This window comes from Escherichia sp. MOD1-EC5495 (assembly GCF_002965965.1).
GTDB lineage: Bacteria > Pseudomonadota > Gammaproteobacteria > Enterobacterales > Enterobacteriaceae > Escherichia > Escherichia ruysiae.
This window is the reverse complement of sequence record NZ_PTRI01000004.1, coordinates 138670-160994: the sequence shown is the minus strand read 5'-3', so window position 1 is coordinate 160994 and position 22325 is coordinate 138670. Positions and strand designations below refer to the sequence as shown.

Genomic DNA, 22325 nt, shown 5'->3' with positions numbered 1-22325 from the left:
AAGGATTTAACTATGAAACCCTATATTTATCAGGACGAAAAATCACATAAATTCTGGGCGGTGGAGCAGCAGGGAAACGAGTTGCATATCAGTTGGGGTAAGGTCGGCACCACCGGGCAAAGCCAGGTAAAAAACTTTGCGGACGCTGCGGCGGCGGAAACGGCGGAGCTGAAGTTGATTGCGGAGAAAACGAAAAAGGGGTATGTGGCGGAGAACATTGTAATAACACCGTCATCAGCCCTCGCCAAAGTTACCGAAAGCTCTCAAATATCCCCTTTGCCACAAGCCAAACCAACATCTGCTGGAGCTACTCTTCCCTGGCTGGCAGACGATGCCCAAATCATTCTGCCTACAGAAGTAGCCCCAACAACTCTAAGTCATCGACGCTGACCAGGCAATCCTGTGCCACAAGAGGGTAAATTAACTCTACTTCGCACCGTCGCCGCAAATACTCATCGGCGTTTTAAAAAGATGGTCACCTTTGATTACAGCGCCTGTTCACCGGACTGGCAGCAAGCAATAGCCCGGGCTGTCGACCTTATCGACTCCCCCATTCATACCACGCTGCCGCCACAAGTTCTGGCGGTATTGGTTGCTCTGGAACAAGGTTTCAATCGTAATGATCACGAAGAGTTACTGGATCAAATTGTCCAGGAAGGTGGTCTGGAATATGCCACTGAAGTGATCATTGCGTGGCAATCCATCTGTTTTAGCTGGAATTATGACGCCAGTCTTATTACGGTCACCCCGGCTAAGACGCAGCCTGATTATCTGTCACGGTTCGCCGCAATTGAAATGCGCCTGCGTAAGCATCTGTCACTAGCAAATGATGAGGTATGGCAACGCTGCGCCGGCAAACTGATTGCTGCACTCGGAAACATGCCTGCCTGGAACCAGCCACTAGTTGCGTTATTGTTGCCAGAAAAACCAGAAGTAGCTCATGAAATTGCCAGACGACTTTGCGGGCAAAAAGGGTTATATGCACTGGAATGGCTAAAACTAGTGGTCACAGATGAGCAGGTATTGACGGAGCTGGAAAAATACCATCCTGGGCACCCAGGGCAGGTATTTGATGATTATTACTGCGGTAAAATCTGGTGTGCGACAATACTTCAGGAACAACGTGTCGCTGCGCTAGCCCGTTTCACCCCTTATGCTTCCGGCGACACATGCGGTGAAGTGTTGATGCATATCAACCATCCGCAGGCACTTACGTCGCTTATCCATGCTAGCGAGCAAGGAAAGCGTTGCCACGAACGGATGACAAAGGCTTTCGCTCGCTTTCCACATGCTGCTATGGCGGCATTAGCTGAATTGCTGGCGCAAAAAGAGGAAAAAAGCTGGCGTATGATGCTGATGACAATGCTTATCTCTCAACCAGCATTAGCAGAACGGGTAATTCCCTGGCTAACGTCACCAGCAGCTACAGTGCTGAAATCATGCCAGCAACAGCTGACACAACCCTCAAACCATGCCTGCGACGATATGCTGCCAGCCGTATTAGTCTCGCCCCCGTGGCGGGTGAAAAAGAAAAAATCTGTAATGCCGGTATTGGACTTAGCGCCATTAGCGTTGGAGTCACGCTGCACATTGACCGAGACGGCAGAAAAAGAGATTCATGCAAGGCATCGCTGGTACGCACATCAAATAGATATCGGACAAAAAGAGGATACTCAGAATTACCTGACGCGCCTGGGTTTCAATCGCTGGAATAATGATCACTATATGAAAGCGCCTGATGTTGCTGTAGAGGTCTGGCTGCGGGGAGATTATTCCGCGCTGATCAGCGAATTTAAAACCTTCTGGCACTCCTATCAACGGGAATGGCAGCTCTACATGTTAGCTGCACTGCCTATAGAAAAAACAGCGCAGGCGTGGAATGTCCTTAGTAAAGAGCCACACGTCGGCGTCGAATATGTCATGACGCACCTGCAACTCAGCGGGTTGCAGGGTTTTATTCACTCCTTTTCACGCTATCCACAGGAAGCGTTGCCTGTAGCACAATATTTTGCGGCTATCGAATTAGCGCCGCTGATTGCTCGCGCCTTCAACAAACTCAAAACCCTACGACAAGACGCCCGTACCAGGCTTCTGAAATACCCGGAACATGCCATTACCGGCCTGCTGCCAGCGGCTCTCGGCAAAGCCGGTGAAGCCCAGGATAATGCCCGCGCCGCCTTGCGTATGTTGACTGAAAATGGTCATCAGCCATTACTGGAACAAGTCGCCCTGCGTTATAACCAACCGGAAGTAACAGCCGCCATCAACGCCCTGCTGGCTCTCGATCCGCTGGATAATCACCCGACAAAAATCCCTACTCTTCCGACCTTTTATCAGCCATCGCTCTGGACACGCCCGCTATTAAAAGCAAACGCCCAATCACTACCAGATAACGCCCTCCTCCACCTCGGTGAAATGCTTCGCTTCCCTCAGGAAGAGGCACTTTATCTGGGATTATTACAGGTGAAAGATGCCTGTACCGCCGACTCACTGGCTGAATTTGCCTGGGATCTGTTTATCGCCTGGCAGACGGCTGGCGCGCCGTCGAAAGAGAGCTGGGCGTTCAGTGCGTTAGGTGTTCTCGGCAACGATGACACCGCCCGCAGACTGACGCCGCTTATCCGCGCATGGCCTGGCGAATCCCAGCATAAACGGGCCACCGTCGGACTGGATATTCTCGCCGCTATCGGCAGCGATATTGCTCTGATGCAACTTAACGGTATCGCCCAGAAGCTAAAATTCAAAGCATTGCAGGAGCGGGCAAAAGAAAAGATTGCCGACATTGCCGAGAGCCGCGAACTCACGGTCGCGGAGCTTGAAGACCGGTTAGCACCGGATCTCGGTCTGGATGATAACGGTTCGCTGCTGCTGGATTTCGGCCCACGTCAGTTCACCGTCAGCTTTGATGAAACCTTAAAACCGTTTGTGCGTGATGTTTCCGGCAGCCGCCTGAAAGACTTACCTAAACCCAATAAAAGCGATGATGAATCGCGGGCGAACGACGCGGTTAACCGCTACAAACTGCTGAAAAAAGATGCCCGTACCGTTGCCGCCCAGCAGGTAGCAAGGCTGGAATCCGCCATGTGCCTGCGCCGCCGCTGGTCAGAGGAAAACTTTCGACTCTTTCTGGTTGAACACCCACTGGTACGCCACTTAACCCGCCGCCTGATTTGGGGCGTTTATAGCGCCAACAACCAGCTACTGGCTTGCTTTCGTGTAGAGGAAGACAACAGCTACAGCACCGCTAACGATGATATCTTCACCCTGTCGGAAGGCGATATCTCTATTGGTATTCCTCACGTTCTGGAAATATCACCGACGGATGCTGCCGCCTTTGGTCAGCTTTTTGCTGACTACGAACTGCTACCACCGTTCCGCCAGCTTGACCGTAACAGTTACGCCCTGACAGAAGCTGAGCGCAATGCCAGCGAACTGACTCGCTGGACAGGCAGAAAATGCCCGAGCGGTCGGGTCATGGGGCTGGCAAATAAAGGCTGGTTGCGTGGCGAACCGCAGGATGCAGGGTGGATCGGCTGGATGATCAAACCTCTTGGTCGCTGGTCGTTAATCATGGAAATCGATGAAGGTTTTGCGGTAGGCATGTCACCAGCCGAACTCAGCGCCGACCAACTCTTAAGCAAACTGTGGCTATGGGATGGCAAAGCAGAAAGCTATGGCTGGAGGAATAACGCAACACAGGAAGCCCAGTTCTCCGTGCTCGATGACATCACCGCCAGCGAGTTAATTAATGACATTGAAGCTCTATTTGAATAAGGGAAGAACATGAGCAAGGAATTACCGTGGCTGGCGGACGATGCGCAACTGGAACTGAAATTTAAAAAAGGCAAAACGCCGCTCAGTCATCGTCGCTGGCCGGGCGAACCAGTGCCCGTTATCACTGAAAGTCTCATCCAGACATTGGGAGATGAATTACTACAACAAGCAGGCAAGAAGAAAAATATCACCTGGCATTATGATAAATGTTCACTGGAGTGGCAGTCCGCCATCCAGCAGGCAATTAATTTGATTGGCGAGCATAAACCGTCAATCCCAGCCTTTACAATGGCGGCTCTGATCTGTATCGAGAAAAATGATAGCCAGCAGTTACTTGATGAAATCGTGCAAAAATATGGGCTGGAATATGCAACGGATGTGGTGATAGCGCGTCAGTTCATTGCACTGAATTATCATGCTGATCCATCAACTGTGTATTTAATGACACCTAACGAAGATACAGGCTATGGCTATCGCTCAGAGACTTATAGCAATTTCGATTTTCGTCTGCGTAAACATCTTTCACTGGCGGAGGAAAACTGCTGGCAGCGTTGCGCCGACAAACTCATTGCTGCACTGCCAGAGATCCCCACAGTTCGCCGCCCTTTTATTGCGCTGATGCTTCCGGAAAAACCAGATATAGCGAATGAGCTTGCCAGCCTTGAAAGCCCATCAACAAGTTTTCACTCAAAGGAGTGGTTAAAGGTCGTTGCTACTGATAATACGGCGGTAAAAAAACTCGAACGATACTGGAGCCTGGACGTATTTAGCGATCGCGAAGCCAGCTACATGTCGCATGAAAACCACTTCGGTTACCCTGCCTGTGCCGCCCTTTTACGCGAACAAGGGTTAGCTGCCGTGCCACGTCTGGCAATGTATGCTCATAAAGACGGCTGCGGCAGTCTGCTGGTACAAATAAACCACCCGCTGGTCATCCGCATCTTGTTACTGGTGGCTGATAAAAACAAACCCAGCCTGCAACGTGTTGCTAAATACAGTAAAAATTTCCCCCATTCGACACTCACCGCACTGGCTGAACTGCTGGCGTTAAAAGAACCACCTGCTCGTCCTGGTTATCCAGTCATTGAAGACAAAAAACTGCCTGCACAGCAAAAAGCACGTGATGAATACTGGCGCACGCTGTTACAAACGTTGATGGCATCGCAGCCACAACTGGCAGAAGACATAGGTCCATGGTTAAGTGCTCAAGCCCAGGCCGTGCTGAATAGTTATTTATCGGCACCGCCGAAACCTGCTTTCGAGAGTACTCATAGCAACGACCTGCCAGAAATACTTGTTTCTCCACCGTGGCGAGGTAAGAAAAAAACGGCATTGCTGCGCCTTGATTTAGCGCCTCTCAAATTAGCTCCCAAAGCCCGCTGGCAACCAGGCGAACGAGAGAGGCTTGCCGCCACAGAGTCTGCCCGTTATTTCAGCACGGGATCTTTTGCGGAACGCATGGAAAGAAAAAGTGGTCGCGTTGTACTACAGGAGCTAGGTTTTGGGGATGATGTATGGCTGTTCCGAAATTATATACTGCCCGGCAAACTGGATGCGGCGCGCAAATCATTAGTGGTTCAGTGGCATTACTACCAGGGCAGAGTCGAGGAAATCAACAATGGCTGGCATTCTCCGGAAGCAAAATCAGCAGAACAGGCGCTTCGTAACGGCGACGTTGAAGCGTTAATTAACGCCTGGGAAAATGACAGCTACTCGCGTTATCGTCCTGAAAAGAGTGTCTGGAATCTGTATTTATTGGCACAGCTTCCGCGTGAGATGGCAGTGGCTTTCTGGCTGCGTATCAATGAGAAAAAACATCTGTTCGCGGGTGAAGACTATTTTCTCAGCATCCTCGGTTTGGATGCATTACCCGGTTTGTTGCTGGCTTTTTCACATCGTCCGAAAGAAACATTTCCGTTAACTTTAAATTTCGGCACAACCGAACTGGCGCTACCCGTCGCCCGCATCTGGCACCGTTTTGCCACTCAGCGTGATCTGGCACGCCTGTGGATTTTACAATGGCCAGAACATACAGCTACCGCACTTATTCCTCTCGTCTTTACTAAGCCTGGCGACAACCGCGAAGCCGCATTACTTGCCCTGCGTTTACTGTATGAACAGGGACATGGCGAATTATTGCAAACCGTGGCGAACCGCTGGCAGCGTGCTGATGTGTGGCCTGCCCTGGAGCAATTGCTTATACAGAACCCACTAGAAATTTACCCGCCGCGCATTCCGAAAGCCCCCGATTTCTGGCATCCGACAATGTGGCACAAGCCACGGCTTATCAATAATAATCAGCCTGTTACCGATGATGCTCTGGAAATTATTGGCGAAATGCTGCGCTTTATCCAGGGTGGGCGTTTTTATAGCGGACTGGAACAATTGAAAACGTTCTGCCAGGCGCAAACGCTGGCCGCTTTTGCCTGGGATCTGTTTACCGCCTGGCAACAAGCTGGCGCCCCCGCAAAAGACAACTGGGCATTTCTGGCGTTAAGTCTCTTTGGCGATGAAAGCACGGCACGGGATCTGACAACGCAGATCCTCGCCTGGCCGCAGGAAGGCAAATCAGCCCGGGCTGTCAGTGGCCTGAATATACTTACCCTGATGAATAATGATATGGCGCTGATACAACTGCACCATATCTCGCAACGCGCGAAATCGCGCCCCTTACGTGATAACGCGGCGGAATATCTCCAGTTGGTCGCAGAAAATCGCGGACTAAGCCAGGAAGAGTTAGCGGACAGATTAGTCCCAACACTGGGCCTTGATGATCCACAGGCGCTTATCTTCGATTTTGGTTCACGACAGTTTAGCGTTCGTTTCGATGAAAACCTCACCCCGGTGATCTACGATCAGCAAAACGTGCGCCAGAAAAGTGTTCCCCGGCTGCGAGCCGATGACGATCAACGTAAAGCGCCTGAAGCACTGGCTCGCCTGAAAGGATTGAGAAAAGACGCTACTCAGATCAGCAAAGATCTACTGCCGCGTCTGGAATCGGCACTGCGCACCGCCCGACGCTGGTCGCTGGCAGATTTTTACTCTCTGTTTGTTAAACATCCTTTTACCCGACTGGTTGCCCAGCGACTGATATGGGGCATTTATCCGGCAAATGAACCACGTCGTTTACTTAATGCATTTCGCGTGGCGGCAGAAGGGGAATTCTGTAATGCCCAGGACGATGTTATTGATCTACCTCCAGATTGCCTGATTGGCATTGCGCACCCGTTAGAAATGCCAACAGAAATGCGTAGTGAATTTGAACAACTTTTTGCCGATTACGAGATTATTCCGCCATTTCGTCAACTGGCGCGACGCACGGTACTTCTCACGCCAGATGAAGCAGCAAACAATAGCCTGAACCGCTGGCAGGGGAAGTCAGCCACCGTTGGGCAACTGATGGGGATGCGTTACAAGGGCTGGGCATCAGGGTATGAAGACGAATTTGTCTATGGCTTAGGTGAGTATCGTCTGGTGCTTAAGTTTTCACCCGGTTTTCACCACTACAATGTTGATAGCAAGGCGTTGATGAGTTTCAGTTCTCTTAAAGTGTATCGTGACAATCAATCTGTCACTTTTGCAGAACTCGATGTATTTGATTTGAGTGAAGCCTTAAGTACGCCGGACATCATTTTTCACTAACGCACTGCGGGTAGTAACAAAACTGCCCGCTGTCTGACAACTGAGAAAATCCATGATCGTGCAAAGTGAACTGGTCTCTATTTACGACTATCAGGTCATTGATCCTGAAGAACCCTTTTCCTTCCGACTTGAAATACATAAATATGCCCAATTATTTACTGGAACGGTCTACCGACTGGAACGCTTCCGGTTGCATCCAACATTTAATCAATTTGATCGAGATGATAGCGACCCGCTAATAAATGATGCTTTGATTTATATAAGAGATGAATTTATTGATGAGAGAATATTAAGAGGTGAATCACCAGAAACTGTAATAGCAATTTTTAATCGTGAACTACATAATATATTCAGTCAACAAATAGAATTATAATTTATTAAAGGGGGAAGAGGTATTCCCCCTTAGATGCGTTTCAATTTGCTAATTACTTCAACAAATCAATCAACCGTAACAGAGCCACTAACAGCTCCAGTACAGCAATGAGCACGGTTAACTTTCGTGTCAGCGTGTCCATTCGCTCTCCTTATTAAGGAGCGCAACACCAGCACCTTACCCTTACGCTGCCTGTCGATGCCGGTTTACGTATGTTGGTACGAAACGTTGCTCTCCGGATCAGGGCACCGCCTGCGGCACCACCCGTCCGGCAGCCAGGACTTGAAATTGGCCCGATCCAGAACAACCTCCCAACAGACAGGATTATAAATCTCACTTGCTGAATTGCAATGGAGCGTAGGTATGGTTATAATTCATTCGGTGGTACGAAATGTTGCACAATCAGTAAGTTAACATCAAAGTTGTAAATAAAAAAACCTGCCTCACCAGCAGGTTTTTTTATTTACTGTGATCTACTTTCCAGATATTTTCCACTCAAACAGTTAATGCGCCAAACATTTATTGCGCGTAGAATATCGTTTATTTTATTAATACATTTCAGGGATGAATATATGTCACCGCAGAATAATCATCTGCAGCGTCCGCCTGCCGCTGTGTTATATGCCTATGAACTGGCAAAATTAAAACAAAATGATCGCGCGCCCCGCCCTCCCGGCTGGCAGTTAAGTTTGCCTGCAGCCCGTGCTTTTATTCTTGGCGATGAGGCGCAAAACATCAGCCGTAAAGTCGTAATCAGCCCTTCTGCTATCGAACGCATGTTAGTGACTCTTGCCACCGGGCGCGGTTTAATACTGGTTGGGGAGCCGGGTACGGCAAAATCTCTCCTTTCTGAATTGCTCGCAACAGCCATTAGCGGCGATGCCGGTTTAACCATTCAGGGCGGCGCATCAACCACCGAAGACCAAATCAAATACGGCTGGAACTACGCTCTGCTAATCAACCATGGTCCGTCAACAGAAGCTCTTGTCCCGGCTCCGCTCTACCAGGGGATGCGTGATGGCAAAATCGTCCGTTTTGAAGAGATAACGCGTACACCGCTGGAAGTACAAGACTGTCTGTTAGGTATGCTTTCTGATCGAGTGATGACGGTTCCGGAACTTACCGGTGAAGCAAGTCAACTCTACGCCCGTGCAGGCTTTAACATTATTGCCACCGCCAATACCCGCGATCGCGGCGTCAATGAAATGAGCGCGGCGCTAAAGCGTCGCTTCGATTTTGAAACCGTCTTTCCGATTATGGATTTCGCCCAGGAACTGGAACTGGTCGCCAGTGCTTCGGCGCGTTTGCTGGCTCATAGTGGCATTCCGCACAAAGTACCTGACGCGGTACTGGAATTACTGGTACGTACCTTCCGCGATCTGCGTGCCAACGGCGAAAAGAAAACGTCAATGGATACCCTGACGGCCATTATGTCTACCGCTGAAGCCGTTAACGTGGCACACGCCGTGGGCGTCCGCTCCTGGTTTTTAGCGAATCGCGCGGGAGAGCCTGCCGATCTGGTGGACTGTATTGCTGGCACCATCGTCAAAGATAACGAAGAAGATCGCGCTCGGCTGCGCCGTTACTTTGAACAGCGTGTTGCCACGTATAAAGAAGCTCACTGGCAGGCTTATTATCAAGCTCGCCACCGTCTGCCGTGAGGGAAGTTGTATGAGCGAGCCGTTAATTGTCGGCATCCGGCATCATAGCCCGGCCTGTGCCCGGCTGGTGAAATCGCTAATCGAAAGTAAGCAACCACGATACGTGTTGATTGAAGGTCCAGCCGATTTTAATGACCGGGTAGATGAATTGTTTTTAGCCCACCAGCTTCCTGTTGCCATATACAGTTATTCTCAATATCAGGACAGTAAGGCCACGGGGCGCGGTGCCTGGACCCCGTTTGCCGAATTTTCCCCGGAGTGGCAGGCATTGCACGCTGCGCGTCGCATTCAGGCGCAAACGTACTTTATCGATTTGCCTTGCTGGGCGCAAAGTGAAGAAGATGACGATGAATCGGCTGCGGCTGATGGCGGTCTGGCCTTACTGTTACGCGCTACCCGCATGGATAACAGCGACACGCTGTGGGATCCTGTTCGAAGATGAAAGCCAGCAAGCTGTGCTGCCATCATCACTGGCTCACTATTTTGAACAACTACGGGGAGAAACCCCTGCTGATGCTCTCAACTGCCAGCGTGAAACCTTTATGGCTCGCTGGATTGCATGGGCTATGCGGCAAAACAATGGCAATGTGTTAGTCGTCTGCGGCGGCTGGCACGCCCCGGCGCTGGCAAAAAGATGGCGCGAATGCTTGCAGGAAAGTCAAAAACCAGAATTACCATCGCTGCCAGAAGCTGTTACTGGTTGTTATCTCACACCATACAGTGAAAAACGTCTTGATGTGCTGGCGGGATACCTTTCAGGAATGCCAGCTCCGGTCTGGCAAAACTGGTGCTGGAAATTTGGTTTGCAACGCGCCGGAGAGCTGTTACTGAAAACGATTCTAACCCGTTTACGCCAGCACCACTTACCTGCCTCCACCGCCGATATGGCTGCCGCCCATCTGCATTCGATGGCTCTGGCACAACTGCGCGGTCATACTCTGCCGCTACGTACTGACTGGCTGGATGCATTAGCGGGCTCGCTTATCAAAGAAGCATTAAACGCGCCGCTACCGTGGAGCTATCGCGGAGTCATTCACCCGGATACCGATCCCATTTTGCTGACGCTGATTGATGTCCTGGCAGGGGATGGATTTGGCAAACTTGCCCCTTCCACGCCTCTGCCTCCTCTACCAAAAGATGTAACGTCCGAACTGGAACGTACCGAAATCACCCTACCATCCGACCTGGCGTTGAATCGCTTTACCCCCGGCGGCGTGGCACAAAGTCAAGTGCTGCATCGGCTGGCAATCCTCGAACTCCCCGGCATCACACGTCAACACGGAAGTACACTGACGCTTGCGGGTAACGGCGAAGAACAGTGGAAATTAACTCAACCACTTAGCCAACATGCCGCATTGATTGAAGCAGCCTGCTTTGGCGCCACACTTCAGGAAGCTGCACGTAACAAATTAGAAGCAGACATGCTGGATGCAGGAGGAATTAGCAGCATCACTGCATGTCTGAGTCAGGCAGCATTAGCCGGTCTGGCGAACTTTAGTGAGCTGTTACTGGAACAACTCGCGTTGCTCATCGCCCAGGAAAATCAGTTTGCTGAGATGGGCCAGGCGCTGGAGGTGCTTTACGCCTTGTGGCGGCTGGATGAAATCAGCGGTATGCAAGGCTCACAGATATTACAAACAACGTTATGTGCGGCCATCGATCGCACGCTATGGCTATGTGAATCCAACGGCAGACCGGACGAAAAAGAATTTCACACCCATTTGCATAGCTGGCGAGCGTTGTGTCATATCCTGCGCGACCTTCATAGCGGCATTCAACTGCCGGGCGTCTCGCTTTCCGCCGCTCTGGCATTACTGGAACGCCGCAGCCAGAGCACTCATGCAACGGCGCTGGATCGCGGCGCGGCTCTTGGCGCACTGATGCGTCTGGAACATTCCAACGCCAGTGCCGAAGCGGCGCTTACGATGCTAACGCAATTGTCTCCGGCACAGTCAGGCGAGGCGCTGCACGGTTTGCTGGCATTAGCTCGTCATCAACTGGCCTGTCAGCCTGCATTCATCGCCGGTTTCAGCCGTCATTTAAATCAACTGAGTGACGCCGATTTTATTAACGCCCTGCCCGATTTGCGCGCGGCGATGGCCTGGCTACCACCACGAGAACGCGGGACGCTGGCGCATCAGGTGCTTGAACATTATCAACTGGCGCAACTTCCTGTTTCGGCGCTGCAAATGCCGTTGCATTGCCCACCGCAAGCTATTGCACATCATCAACAACTCGAACAGCAGGCACTGGCATCGCTGCAACACTGGGGAGTTTTCCATGTCTGAACTGAACGATCTTCTGACTACCCGTGAGCTACAACGCTGGCGATTGATTCTTGGCGAAGCGGCAGAAACTACCCTTGGTGCTCTGGATGGCAATGCCCGGCAGATAGACCACGCGCTGGAGTGGCTGTATGGGCGCGATCCCGAACGTATCCAGCGTGGTGAACGATCCGGTGGATTAGGTAGCTCAAATCTCACCACGCCAGAATGGATCAATAGTATTCATACGCTCTTTCCGCAACAGGTCATTGAGCGGCTGGAAAGTGACGCGGTGCTGCGCTACGGCATTGAAGATGTGGTGACAAATCTTGAGGTGCTGGAACGTATGCAGCCCTCTGAAAGCCTGTTACGCGCCGTTTTGCACACTAAACATTTGATGAATCCGGACGTGCTGGCCGCCGCTCGCCGGATAGTGCGCCAGGTGGTGGAAGAAATTATGGCGCGACTGGCGAAGGAAGTTCGTCAGGCTTTTTCTGGTGTACGTGACCGCCGCCGCCGCTCGCACATTCCCCTGGCGCGTAATTTCGATTTCAAAAGTACTCTGCGCGCCAACCTGCAACACTGGCATCCGCAACACGGCAAGTTGTATATCGAATCGCCCCGCTTTAACAGCCGAATTAAGCGCCATAGCGAACAATGGCAACTGGTTTTACTGGTTGATCAAAGTGGATCAATGGTGGATTCGGTGATCCACTCGGCAGTGATGGCGGCCTGTCTATGGCAACTACCCGGTATCCGCACACATCTGGTCGCTTTTGACACCAGCGTGGTCGATCTCACGGCAGACGTTGCCGATCCGGTGGAGTTATTAATGAAAGTACAGTTAGGCGGCGGAACGCACATCGCCAGTGCGATGGAATATGCCCGTCAACTTATTGAACAGCCGGGTAAAAGTGTAATTATTCTGGTGAGCGATTTTTATGAGGGAGGAGCATCATCATCACTCATCCACCAGGTGAAACAATGTGTTCAAAGCGGCATCAAAGTGCTGGGACTGGCGGCGCTCGATAGCACAGCAACGCCCTGTTATGACCGTGATATGGCCCAGGCGCTGGTTAATGTCGGTGCACAAATTGCTGCAATGACGCCGGGCGAACTGGCGTCATGGCTGGCGGAGAATCTTCAGTCATGAATGCACTACACCCGGAATTATTAGAACTGACGCCACAAGCCCTGACGGCGTTAAGCAATGCTGGTTTTGTTAAGCGCAGCCTTAAGGAGCTGGAAAATGGCAATATCCCGCAAATCAGCCATGAAAACGGCACGCTGATCGCCACATTTAGTGACGGTACACGCAGCCAACTGGCAGGCGGTCAGGCGCTGAAGGAGGCTCAGTGTAGCTGCGGAGCCATCGGTATGTGCCGCCATCGCGTGATGCTGGTGTTAAGTTATCAGCGACTTTGTGCTACCTCTCAGCCCACGGAAAAAGAAGAGGAATGGAACCCGGCAATCTGGCTGGAAGAACTGACTACCCTGCCCACTGCCACGCACAAACGCGCTCAATCCCTGGTCGCCAAAGGTATCACCATTGAACTGTTCTGCGCGCCAGGCGAAATTCCCTCTGCCCGCTTACCGATGAGCGATGTGCGTTTTTATTCCCGCAGCAGCATTCGTTTCGCCCGTTGTGATTGCATTGAAGGAACGCTGTGCGAACACGTAGTACTGGCAGTGCAGGCATTTGCCCAGGCCAAAACGCAGCAGGCAGAATTTACCCATTTAATCTGGCAGATGCGCAGCGAACACGTCGCCTCGAACGACGATCCATTTGCCAGCGACGAAGGCAAAACATGTCGTCAATATGTCCAACAATTAAGCCAGGCATTATGGCTGGGCGGCATCAGCCAGCCGTTACTCCACTACGAGGCAGCATTCAGCCGCGCACAGCAAGCGGCGGAACGCTGCAACTGGCGATGGGTTAGTGAATCGCTACGGCAACTGCGCGCCAGTATTGATGCCTCCCACGCCCGCGCCAGTCACTATCATGCCGGAGAATGCTTACATCAGCTTGCGGCATTAAACAGTCGATTGAACTGTGCACAAGAGATGGCACGACGCGACGGTGTTAGTGAAGTCCCGCCCATGCCCTGGCGCACGGTCGTTGGTGCAGGCATTGCCGGAGAAGCAAAGCTTGATCATCTGCGGCTGGTATCGTTAGGTATGCGTTGCTGGCAGGACTTCCAACAGTATGGTTTACGGATCTGGTTTAGCGACCCCGACACTGGCAGTATTTTGCATCTGTCACGCAGTTGGTCGAGAAGTGAACAAGAAAAGGCGCCAGCAGCTACGCGTCGGCTGTTTACCTTTCAGGCTGCCGCGCTGGCGGGTGGGCAAATTGTTTCACAAGCTGCACGTCGGAGCGCCGAAGGCGAACTGTTATTAGGTACGCGCAACCGCTTAAGTAGCGTTGTGCCACTGTCACCTGATGCCTGGCAAATGCTGGGGGCACCGTTACGCCAGCCAGGCATTGTGGCTCTGCGGGAATACCTATGCCAGCGTCCACCAGCCTGCATACGACCTCTTAACCAGGTGGATAATTTATTTATTCTGCCAGTGGCGGAATGTCTATCCCTTGGCTGGGATAGCAGCCGCCAGACGCTGGATGCGCAGGTAATCAGTGGCGAAGGCGAAGATAACGTGCTGACGTTATCACTGCCAGCTTCAACCAGTGCGCCCTTTGCAGTTGAACGTATGGCGTCCCTTTTACAACAGCAGGATGATCCTGTATGTCTGGTTTCTGGTTTTGTCAGTTTTGTTGAGGGGCAATTGACGCTGGAGCCACAGGTGATGATGACGCAAACTCGCGCCTGGGCGCTGGATGCAGAAACTGCGCCTGTGGCACCGCTACCTTCCGCCAGCGTTCTTCCTGTACCGTCCACCGCTCATCAGGTGCTGATGCGCTGCCAGGCGTTGCTTATTCAGCTACTCCATAACGGCTGGCGCTATCAGCAACAGAGCGCCATTAGTCAGGCTGATTTGCTGGCGAACGAACTCACCGTAATCGGTTTTTATCGGCTGGCGCATGTGTTGAAGCAATTGCGCAATTCGGAAGGCGAGACACTGGCAGAAGTATTGAATAACTGTGTTTTACTCTGCGAACAGTTGTTGCTGATGCTTGAGCAACAAGGAGGAAAAAATGCTTTTTATTAAGAGATCTACTCCATTTCCGGACTGCTCAAGACGAGGTATAAAGAATATTCTATAGCGCCCTGGTGAGAGTCACCAGTTTTCTGATCTTGATAAAATGGAGTTTTACATGAAGGCTTTCAACAAACTGTTTTCCCTCGTTGTTGCATCTGTTCTGGTTTTCTCTCTCGCTGGCTGTGGTGATAAAGAAGAATCAAAGAAATTTAGTGCCAATCTGAACGGTACTGAAATTGCCATTACCTATGTCTACAAAGGCGACAAGGTGCTTAAGCAATCTTCAGAAACCAAAATTCAGTTTGCAACCATCGGTGCGGCTAACAAAGAAGAGGCAGCTAAAAAGCTTGAGCCGTTAAGTGCAAAATATAAAAACATTACTGGCGTTGAAGAAAAATTAACCTTTACTGATAATTACGCGCAGGAAAACGTGACTATCGATATGGAAAAAGTTGATTTTAAAGCCCTGCAGGGTATTTCCGGCATTAACATTTCTGCTGACGATGCCAAAAAAGGCATCACTATGGCGCAAATGGAACTGGTGATGAAAGCCGCTGGCTTTAAAGAAGTGAAATAATCTGCCGGAGGCCATGCTCTCTGCATGGCCTCCAGACCTGTCTTAGTTTTTCTTCACATGCTGGCGCGCCGCCAGTCCACGCAGAAAATAACGCAAGAATTGATCGCCGCATTCGCGGAAGTTTTTATGCTCCGGCGCACGCATCATCGCAGTAATTTCCGGCATAGAAACGCGGAACTGCTGTTCGGTGAGGATCGCCAGAATGTCATCGGTTTTCAGTGAAAACGCGATGCGCAATTTTTTCAGCACAATATTGTTATTAATACGACGTTCCGGCTCCAGTGCCGGTGCAGATTCATCCCTGCCGCGTTTTTCGTAAATCAGGCCATTCAGGAATGAGGACAAAATAATGTCCGGACAACGTTGAAAACCTTCTTCATCTTCTTTACGCAACCAGATGGCAATCTGTTCGGCAGTGGCTTCGACATTGCCCAGCGCCAGAATGCGCACCAGGTCGTTATTATTGGCTTTTAAAATGTAGCGCACGCTGCGCAGAATATCGTTACTTAGCATGAGGCCTTCAGGTGTTGATGAGGCAAAAAGCCATTTTAGCAGTCTTTTAAAGGCCAATCGCCTCTTTTAAGCTTTTCAGATAACGGCGGCTGACCGGCACGGTTAAGCCATTACGTAAAATTAACTCGGCCTGGCCATTATCTTCCAGGCGAATCTCCTGCAAATGCGCGAGGTTAACCAGATACTGACGATGACAACGCAGTAGCGGTGTACGACTCTCCAGAGTGCGCAAAGTCAGTTCGGTAAAACCTTCTTTCCCTTCGTGACTGGTGACATAAACACCGCTCATCCGACTGCTGACAAACGCCACATCTTTCATTTGCAGCAAATAAATCCGACTATGCCCCGTACAAGGAATAAATTTCAGCGCCTGCTGATTTTCCGGTAACAGCGAAACATCCTGCTTGCTCCGCTCCTGACGCAAACGCGCCAGCGTTTTCGCCAGTCGCGCTTCATCAATTGGCTTCAGGAGATAATCAAAGGCATGCTCTTCAAAGGCTTTAATGGCGTATTCGTCAAACGCGGTGAGAAAAACGATATACGGACGATGTTCCGGGTCGAGCATCCCCACCATTTCCAGACCGCTGATGCGCGGCATCTGGATGTCGAGAAACAGCACGTCCGGGCGCAGTTTATGCACCGCGCCGATCCCTTCCACGGCGTTTGAGCACTCGCCGACAATTTCAATATCGCTCTGTTCTTGCAAAAATACGCGCAGGTTCTCCCGTGCTAACGGTTCATCATCGACAATTAAGACTTTAATCATGCCTCGTCCCTCCATGGCAGTCGTAACGTTATTCGGGTGTAACTATCAGGCTCACAGGCGACGCTTATCCCATAGTCATCGCCAAAACGCTCACGTAAACGCTTATCCACCAGATTCATCCCCAGCCCGCTGGCATTAGTTGCCGGTTGATACAAACCGGCATTGTCTTCGATCTCCAGCATTAAATGTTGCCCTTCACGCCTTGCGCTAATTGCCACTCGCCCTGTATCCAGGAGTTGTGATGTTCCATGTTTAATAGCGTTTTCCACTATTGGTTGCAGGGTAAACGCGGGCAACTGCTGCCGGGATAATTCATCTGGAATAGAAATGTTGACCTGCAATCGCGACTGGAAGCGCGCCTTTTCAATTTGCAGATAAGCATTCACATGTTCAATCTCGTCGGCGAGAGTAACAAACTCCGAAGGCCGCTTTAAGTTTTTGCGGAAAAAAGTGGAAAGATACTGCACCAACTGGCTGGCCTGTTCGCTGTCGCGGCGGATAACAGCTTTAATGGTGTTAAGCGCATTGAACAGGAAATGGGGATTCACCTGGGCGTGAAGCAGTTTAATTTCTGACTGGGTTAGCATGGCTTTTTGCCGCTCATATTGCCCGGCGAGGATCTGCGCCGAAAGCAGTTGCGCAATCCCCTCGCCCAGCGTGCGGTTGATTGAACTGAATAAACGGTTTTTGGCTTCATACAATTTGATGGTGCCCATCACCCGCTGATTTTCCCCACGCAATGGAATCACCAGCGTCGAACCCAGTTTGCATTGCGGATGCAAAGAGCAACGGTAAGGCACTTCGTTGCCATCGGCGTAGACCACTTCGCCGGTTTCAATCGCTTTTAAGGTGTAGGTCGAGGAAATCGGTTTGCCTGGCAAATGATGGTCGTCACCGATCCCGGTAAAGGCCAGCAATTTCTCGCGATCGGTAATGGCTACAGCACCAATATCCAGTTCCTGATATAGCACCTGTGCCACTTTCATGCTGTTCACTTCGTTAAAGCCCTGGCGCAAAATGCCTTCCGTCGAGGCTGCGACTTTCAACGCGGTAGCGGAAAAAGCCGAAGTGTATTTTTCAAACATCGCGCGTTTATCAAGCAATATACGCATAAACAGCGCCGCGCCGACGGTATTGGTGACCATCATTGGCGCAGCAATATTACTCACCAGACGCACCGCATCTTCATAAGGTCGGGCGATCGCCAGGATGATCAACATTTGCACCATTTCAGCAACGAACGTGACGGCACCTGCGGTAATGGGGTTAAAGACTTTATCAGTGCGCCCGCGTCGGATCAGGATGCTGTGTACCAGGCCGCCGAGCAATCCTTCGACGATAGTCGAGATCATGCAACTTAGCGCGGTCATCCCCCCCATTGAGTATCGATGTAACCCGCCGGTCAGACCAACCAGACCACCCACCACCGGGCCGCCGAGTAAGCCTCCCATCACCGCGCCAATCGCCCGCGTATTAGCAATCGAATCGTCGATATGCAACCCGAACCAGGTGCCCATGATGCAGAAGATGGAAAAAACGATGTAGCAGAGAAATTTATGCGGCAGACGAACCGTGACCTGCATTAATGGTATGAATAATGGCGTTTTACTCATTAACCATGCAATGACTAAAAAAACGCACATCTGCTGAAGCAGCAGCAACACCAGATTAAAATCGTACATACCCGCAAACCACACTTCCCTTTAAAACGCGTAACATACATTGCCTGCGTTTAACTTTCTTTGAACTCTTGCAGAAAAATGAGAATTCGTGAGTACGATCACTCAAAATCGCCTGGCAAAAATAAAATCACCCTAACGATGAACTAAAAACGGACAAAACTACCTGGTTCGCAAATCTGCGTCTAAAGTTAAACCGGGACCTCGCGAGCATGGGTGGTAGGATGGCGCTTTACACAATTGGTGAAGTGGCGTTGCTTTGTGATATCAATCCTGTCACGTTACGCGCGTGGCAGAGGCGTTACGGATTATTGAAACCGCAGCGCACAGACGGCGGACATCGCCTGTTCAACGATGCCGATATCGACCGGATCCGCGAGATCAAACGCTGGATCGATAACGGCGTGCAGGTCAGCAAAGTTAAAATGCTACTCAGTAATGAGAATGTTGATGTGCAAAACGGCTGGCGCGATCAGCAAGAAACTCTGCTTAATTACCTGCAAAGTGGCAATCTACAAAGTCTGCGAATGTGGATCAAAGAGCGTGGTCAGGATTACCCCGCCCAGACGCTCACCACACATCTGTTCATTCCTCTGCGCCGACGTCTTCAGTGTCAGCAACCAACTCTCCAGGCGTTACTGGCGATCCTCGACGGTGTACTGATCAATTACATCGCCATTTGTCTGGCCTCAGCACGTAAAAAACAGGGCAAAGATGCGCTGGTGGTTGGCTGGAATATTCAGGATACCACGCGTCTGTGGCTGGAAGGCTGGATTGCCAGCCAGCAGGGATGGCGCATTGATGTCCTCGCCCACTCGCTCAATCAACTACGCCCGGAACTGTTTGAAGGCCGCACACTATTAGTGTGGTGCGGTGAAAACCAGTCTCCCGCCCAGCAGCAGCAACTCACCAGCTGGCAGGAACAAGGCCATGATATTTTCCCACTCGGCATTTAATGATTCGTTAACAAATGCGCTTTACTGTACAATCCTTTCGTTAACATAAGGAGTGCATTATGCGCATAGCGAAAATTGGGGTTATCACCCTGTTCCTGTTGATGGCGTTAGGCGGTATCGGTGGCGTCATGCTCGCAGGTTATACCTTTATTCTGCGTGCTGGCTGAGTCGCTGCACCAGTCGTTCAAACAGGCGGTCTACGATGATCGCCGCCAGTGCCACCAGCAACGCCCCCTGAATCACATAAGCAGTGTTAAATCCGCTAAGTCCGATGATGATCGGCGTTCCCAGCGTGCTGGCTCCTACTGTTGAGGCAATGGTTGCCGTACCAATGTTGATAATTACTGAAGTCCGCACGCCGGCCAGAATCACTGGCGCTGCCAACGGTAACTCCACTTTACGTAATCGCTGACCCCGGCTCATTCCCATCCCTTTGGCAACGTCTGTCACGCTGGCATCAATCGCTCCCAGTCCGGCAAGTGTTGCCTGTAAGATCGGTAGCACGCCGTAAAGGATCAAGGCAATAATCGCCGGTTGCTGACCAAACCCCATCACCGGAACAGCAATCGCCAGCACAGCTACGGGCGGAAAAGTCTGCCCAACGGCGGCAATGGTTTCTACCATCGGGCGGAACTCCGCGCCCCACGGGCGAGTGACAGCAATTCCCGCACCAGTACCAATGATCACGGCAAACAAACTTGAGATCCCCACCAGCCAGAAATGAGCCAACGCCAGGGCAACAAAGCTTTCCTGCTGATAAACAGGCCGAGGTAATTGCGGAAATAAAGCACCAAACAGTGGCTGGCTATAGGGTAGCCAGAAAATCAGCCCCACAAACAGAGCAATGAGCCAGAACAGCGGATCGCGCATTATTTTCATACGCTTACGCCTCCACCAGCAGATCCTGAAAATGCAATGTGCCGCAAGGTTTACCCTGAGCGTCAACCACCGGCAACACTTCACAACCACGAGCGACAAACAATGAGAGCGCATCGCGTAGCGTCATCTCTTCTGCCAGTGCCTCACCTTCAGCGCGTTCGGTGCGGCGCACATAATCGGTCACACTACGTAACGATAACAGGCGCACGCCCAGCTCGCTGCGACCAAAAAACTGGCGCACAAAATCATTCGCCGGGCGAGTAAGCATCGCCAGCGGATTGCCCTGCTGCACCACTTCACCATGATCCATTAACACCAGATGTTCTGCCAGCCGTAGCGCCTCATCAATATCGTGAGTGACCAGCACAATGGTGCGCCCCAGCAAACGGTGAATGCGCGTCATCTCTTGTTGCAACGCGCCGCGCGTCACAGGATCCAGCGCGCCAAACGGTTCATCCATCAGCAAAACTTGCGGATCGGCAGCCAGCGCACGAGCAACGCCGACTCGCTGCTGCTGACCACCAGAAAGTTGATGGGGATAACGCTCGCGTAAATTCGCCTCCAGCCCCAGCAGCGCCATTAATTCATCGATGCGATCGTCAATCCGCGCCCGCGACCATTTTTGTAATTGCGGCACGGTGGCGATGTTTTGCGCCACGCTCCAGTGGGGAAATAAACCTATCGACTGGATGGCGTATCCCATCCGGCGGCGCAGCTCCAGCACTGGCAGCGAACGAATTTCTTCTCCGGCAAAGCGGATCACGCCACTGTCATGCTCCACCAGGCGGTTAATCATCTTCAGGGTAGTGGATTTGCCGGAGCCTGATGTGCCAATCAGCACCGAGAAACTCCCCTCCTGAAAATTGAGATTGAGGTCGTTAACGGCTTTTTGTGTGCCGAACAGTTTGCTGACATGGCTAAATTCAATCATGGTTTGTTACCTTCAGCAGTGCGATAAGCAAATCGAACAGCGCGTCGGTAAGCACCGCCAGTACAATCACCGGGATCACTCCCAGCAACACTAAATCAATGGCACTGCTTAGCAGCCCCTGGAAAACCAGTGCGCCAAAACCGCCAGCGCCGATTAACGCCGCAATCACCGCCATACCGACAGTCTGCACCATAACCACCCGCAGGCTGCGCAGAAATACCGGTAACGCCAGCGGTAACTGCACATGCAGGAATCGCTGCGTCCCACTCATGCCCATCGCTGTGGCGCTCTCCAGCACGTCGCGCGGGATCTGATTCAACCCCACTACCACGCCGCGCACCAACGGCAGTAAGGCGTAAAGCACCAGCGCAATCAGTGCGGGGGTCATTCCGGTTCCTGCAACACCAAGCGTTCCGAGCCACGGAAATGCGCTGACCAGCCCGGCAAGCGGCGCAATCAACAGGCCAAAGAGCGCCACCGAAGGCACAGTCTGAATGACATTGAGCAGAGAAAAAATCGTCCCCTGCCGCGCAGTGGAAAAGTAGCACCAGACGCCCAACGGCACGCCAGTCACCAGCGCAGGTAGTACCGAACCAAACAGCAGCGTCAGATGCTGCGCCAGTGCGTCATCGAACACATCCTGACGGTTGGCGTACTCTTTCATTAGCGAGAGATCGTTAAGCGTGCCGGAGTACAGCAGCCACAGCGGAATGATGGCAATCTGTATATGCAACAACCAGCGCCACAACGGATGAGTGGTGATCCGGCGGATTGCATCGCTACAGGCCAGCAATGCCAGCGCCGCAGCCAGCCAGAAGCCACTGCCAAGGCTGGTACGCGCCAGCGAACTGCCACTTTGCGCCAGTTGCGTCGCGGCCTTTCCTGCGCCCCATACCAGCAAGATGAAGACGAATTGCGCAAGGATGAGTGCAAAAATGCTGCCTTTTCTACCGGGAACAAAACAGGCAGTCAGCCAGGCGCAACCAACCCCCACCAGCATCCAGATCGTTTGCGGCCACAGTTGCCAGAGATGACGCCCCTCACCAGAGACTAAACGGTTAGGCGCGTAACTGATAAACGGCAGCGCCGCTGCGATTGCCGTCAGCAACAGCAGCAGCGCCAGAACAGGATTAATACGTAGATAAGTCACG

Annotated in this window: 14 protein-coding genes and 2 pseudogenes; 10 read left to right on the top strand and 6 right to left on the bottom strand. The window is 51.7% G+C overall.

From position 1 onward, the window contains the following. Positions 1-12: 12 nt before the first annotated feature. The 8 genes and pseudogenes from BEG40_RS05085 (at position 13) to BEG40_RS05050 (ending at position 15450) form a co-directional block, all read left to right on the top strand. A pseudogene (locus BEG40_RS05085) lies at positions 13-3774 on the top strand (DUF4132 domain-containing protein). A gap of 9 nt (positions 3775-3783) precedes the next feature. Then, a complete protein-coding gene (yehI, locus tag BEG40_RS05080) occupies positions 3784-7416 on the top strand; it encodes a DUF4132 domain-containing protein YehI (RefSeq protein WP_105285002.1) in 3633 nt (1210 codons plus the stop codon). A 52-nt stretch (positions 7417-7468) separates the two neighbouring features. After that, on the top strand, positions 7469-7789 hold the full coding sequence (locus BEG40_RS05075) for a hypothetical protein (protein ID WP_105285001.1): 321 nt from the start codon (positions 7469-7471) through the stop codon (positions 7787-7789). Between the two features lie 572 nt (positions 7790-8361). Further along, positions 8362-9450 carry an ATP-binding protein gene (locus BEG40_RS05070; protein WP_105285000.1) on the top strand — a complete coding sequence of 363 codons (1089 nt, stop codon included), beginning with the start codon at positions 8362-8364 and terminating at the stop codon, positions 9448-9450. Between the two features lie 10 nt (positions 9451-9460). Next, a pseudogene (locus BEG40_RS05065) lies at positions 9461-11738 on the top strand (DUF5682 family protein). Continuing rightward, positions 11731-12867, top strand: a complete 1137-nt coding sequence (locus tag BEG40_RS05060) for a VWA domain-containing protein (RefSeq protein ID WP_105284999.1) — start codon at positions 11731-11733, stop codon at positions 12865-12867. Before BEG40_RS05065 ends, BEG40_RS05060 begins: the two are co-directional and overlap by 8 nt. Next, the gene (gene yehQ, locus BEG40_RS05055) at positions 12864-14882 is read left to right on the top strand and encodes a zinc finger protein YehQ (protein WP_105284998.1); all 2019 of its coding nucleotides are present in this window, start codon (positions 12864-12866) and stop codon (positions 14880-14882) included. The genes BEG40_RS05060 and yehQ overlap by 4 nt, the downstream gene beginning before the upstream one ends. Before the next feature lie 106 nt (positions 14883-14988). Continuing rightward, a complete protein-coding gene (locus BEG40_RS05050; RefSeq protein ID WP_010348969.1) occupies positions 14989-15450 on the top strand; it encodes a YehR family lipoprotein in 462 nt (153 codons plus the stop codon). Between the two features lie 42 nt (positions 15451-15492). On the opposite strand, the gene BEG40_RS05045 is transcribed toward BEG40_RS05050, so the two are convergent. The 3 genes from BEG40_RS05045 to btsS are packed head-to-tail and all read right to left on the bottom strand — an operon-like array spanning position 15493 to position 18411. Next, entirely contained in the window at positions 15493-15963 is a 471-nt protein-coding gene (locus BEG40_RS05045) for a YehS family protein (protein WP_010354036.1), read from the bottom strand. Positions 15964-16009: 46 nt separating this feature from the next. Beyond that, positions 16010-16729, bottom strand: coding sequence for a two-component system response regulator BtsR (gene btsR, locus BEG40_RS05040; RefSeq protein ID WP_010348973.1), 720 nt, complete (start codon positions 16727-16729; stop codon positions 16010-16012). Next, a complete protein-coding gene (gene btsS / locus BEG40_RS05035; protein WP_010348976.1) occupies positions 16726-18411 on the bottom strand; it encodes a two-component regulatory system sensor histidine kinase BtsS in 1686 nt (561 codons plus the stop codon). Before btsS ends, btsR begins: the two co-directional genes overlap by 4 nt. A 221-nt stretch (positions 18412-18632) precedes the next feature. On the opposite strand from btsS, the gene mlrA reads away from it, so the two are divergent. Both mlrA and BEG40_RS05025 read left to right on the top strand, forming a co-directional pair. Next, the gene (mlrA, locus tag BEG40_RS05030; protein ID WP_001240390.1) at positions 18633-19364 is read left to right on the top strand and encodes an HTH-type transcriptional regulator MlrA; all 732 of its coding nucleotides are present in this window, start codon (positions 18633-18635) and stop codon (positions 19362-19364) included. A gap of 59 nt (positions 19365-19423) precedes the next feature. Then, positions 19424-19531 (top strand): protein YohO, encoded by a 108-nt coding sequence (locus tag BEG40_RS05025; RefSeq protein ID WP_001216965.1) that lies wholly within the window; start codon positions 19424-19426, stop codon positions 19529-19531. On the opposite strand, the gene yehW is transcribed toward BEG40_RS05025, so the two are convergent. From yehW to yehY, 3 genes are read right to left on the bottom strand one after another with little or no spacing between them, the layout of a single operon-like run. Then, on the bottom strand, positions 19512-20243 hold the full coding sequence (gene yehW / locus BEG40_RS05020) for a glycine betaine ABC transporter permease YehW (protein ID WP_000700019.1): 732 nt from the start codon (positions 20241-20243) through the stop codon (positions 19512-19514). The two genes, BEG40_RS05025 and yehW, sit on opposite strands and share 20 nt — an antisense overlap. 4 nt (positions 20244-20247) lie before the next feature. Further along, positions 20248-21174 carry a glycine betaine ABC transporter ATP binding protein YehX gene (yehX, locus tag BEG40_RS05015; RefSeq protein ID WP_105284997.1) on the bottom strand — a complete coding sequence of 309 codons (927 nt, stop codon included), beginning with the start codon at positions 21172-21174 and terminating at the stop codon, positions 20248-20250. Next, positions 21167-22324, bottom strand: coding sequence for a glycine betaine ABC transporter permease YehY (yehY, locus tag BEG40_RS05010; protein ID WP_105284996.1), 1158 nt, complete (start codon positions 22322-22324; stop codon positions 21167-21169). Before yehY ends, yehX begins: the two co-directional genes overlap by 8 nt. Position 22325: the final 1 nt, after the last annotated feature.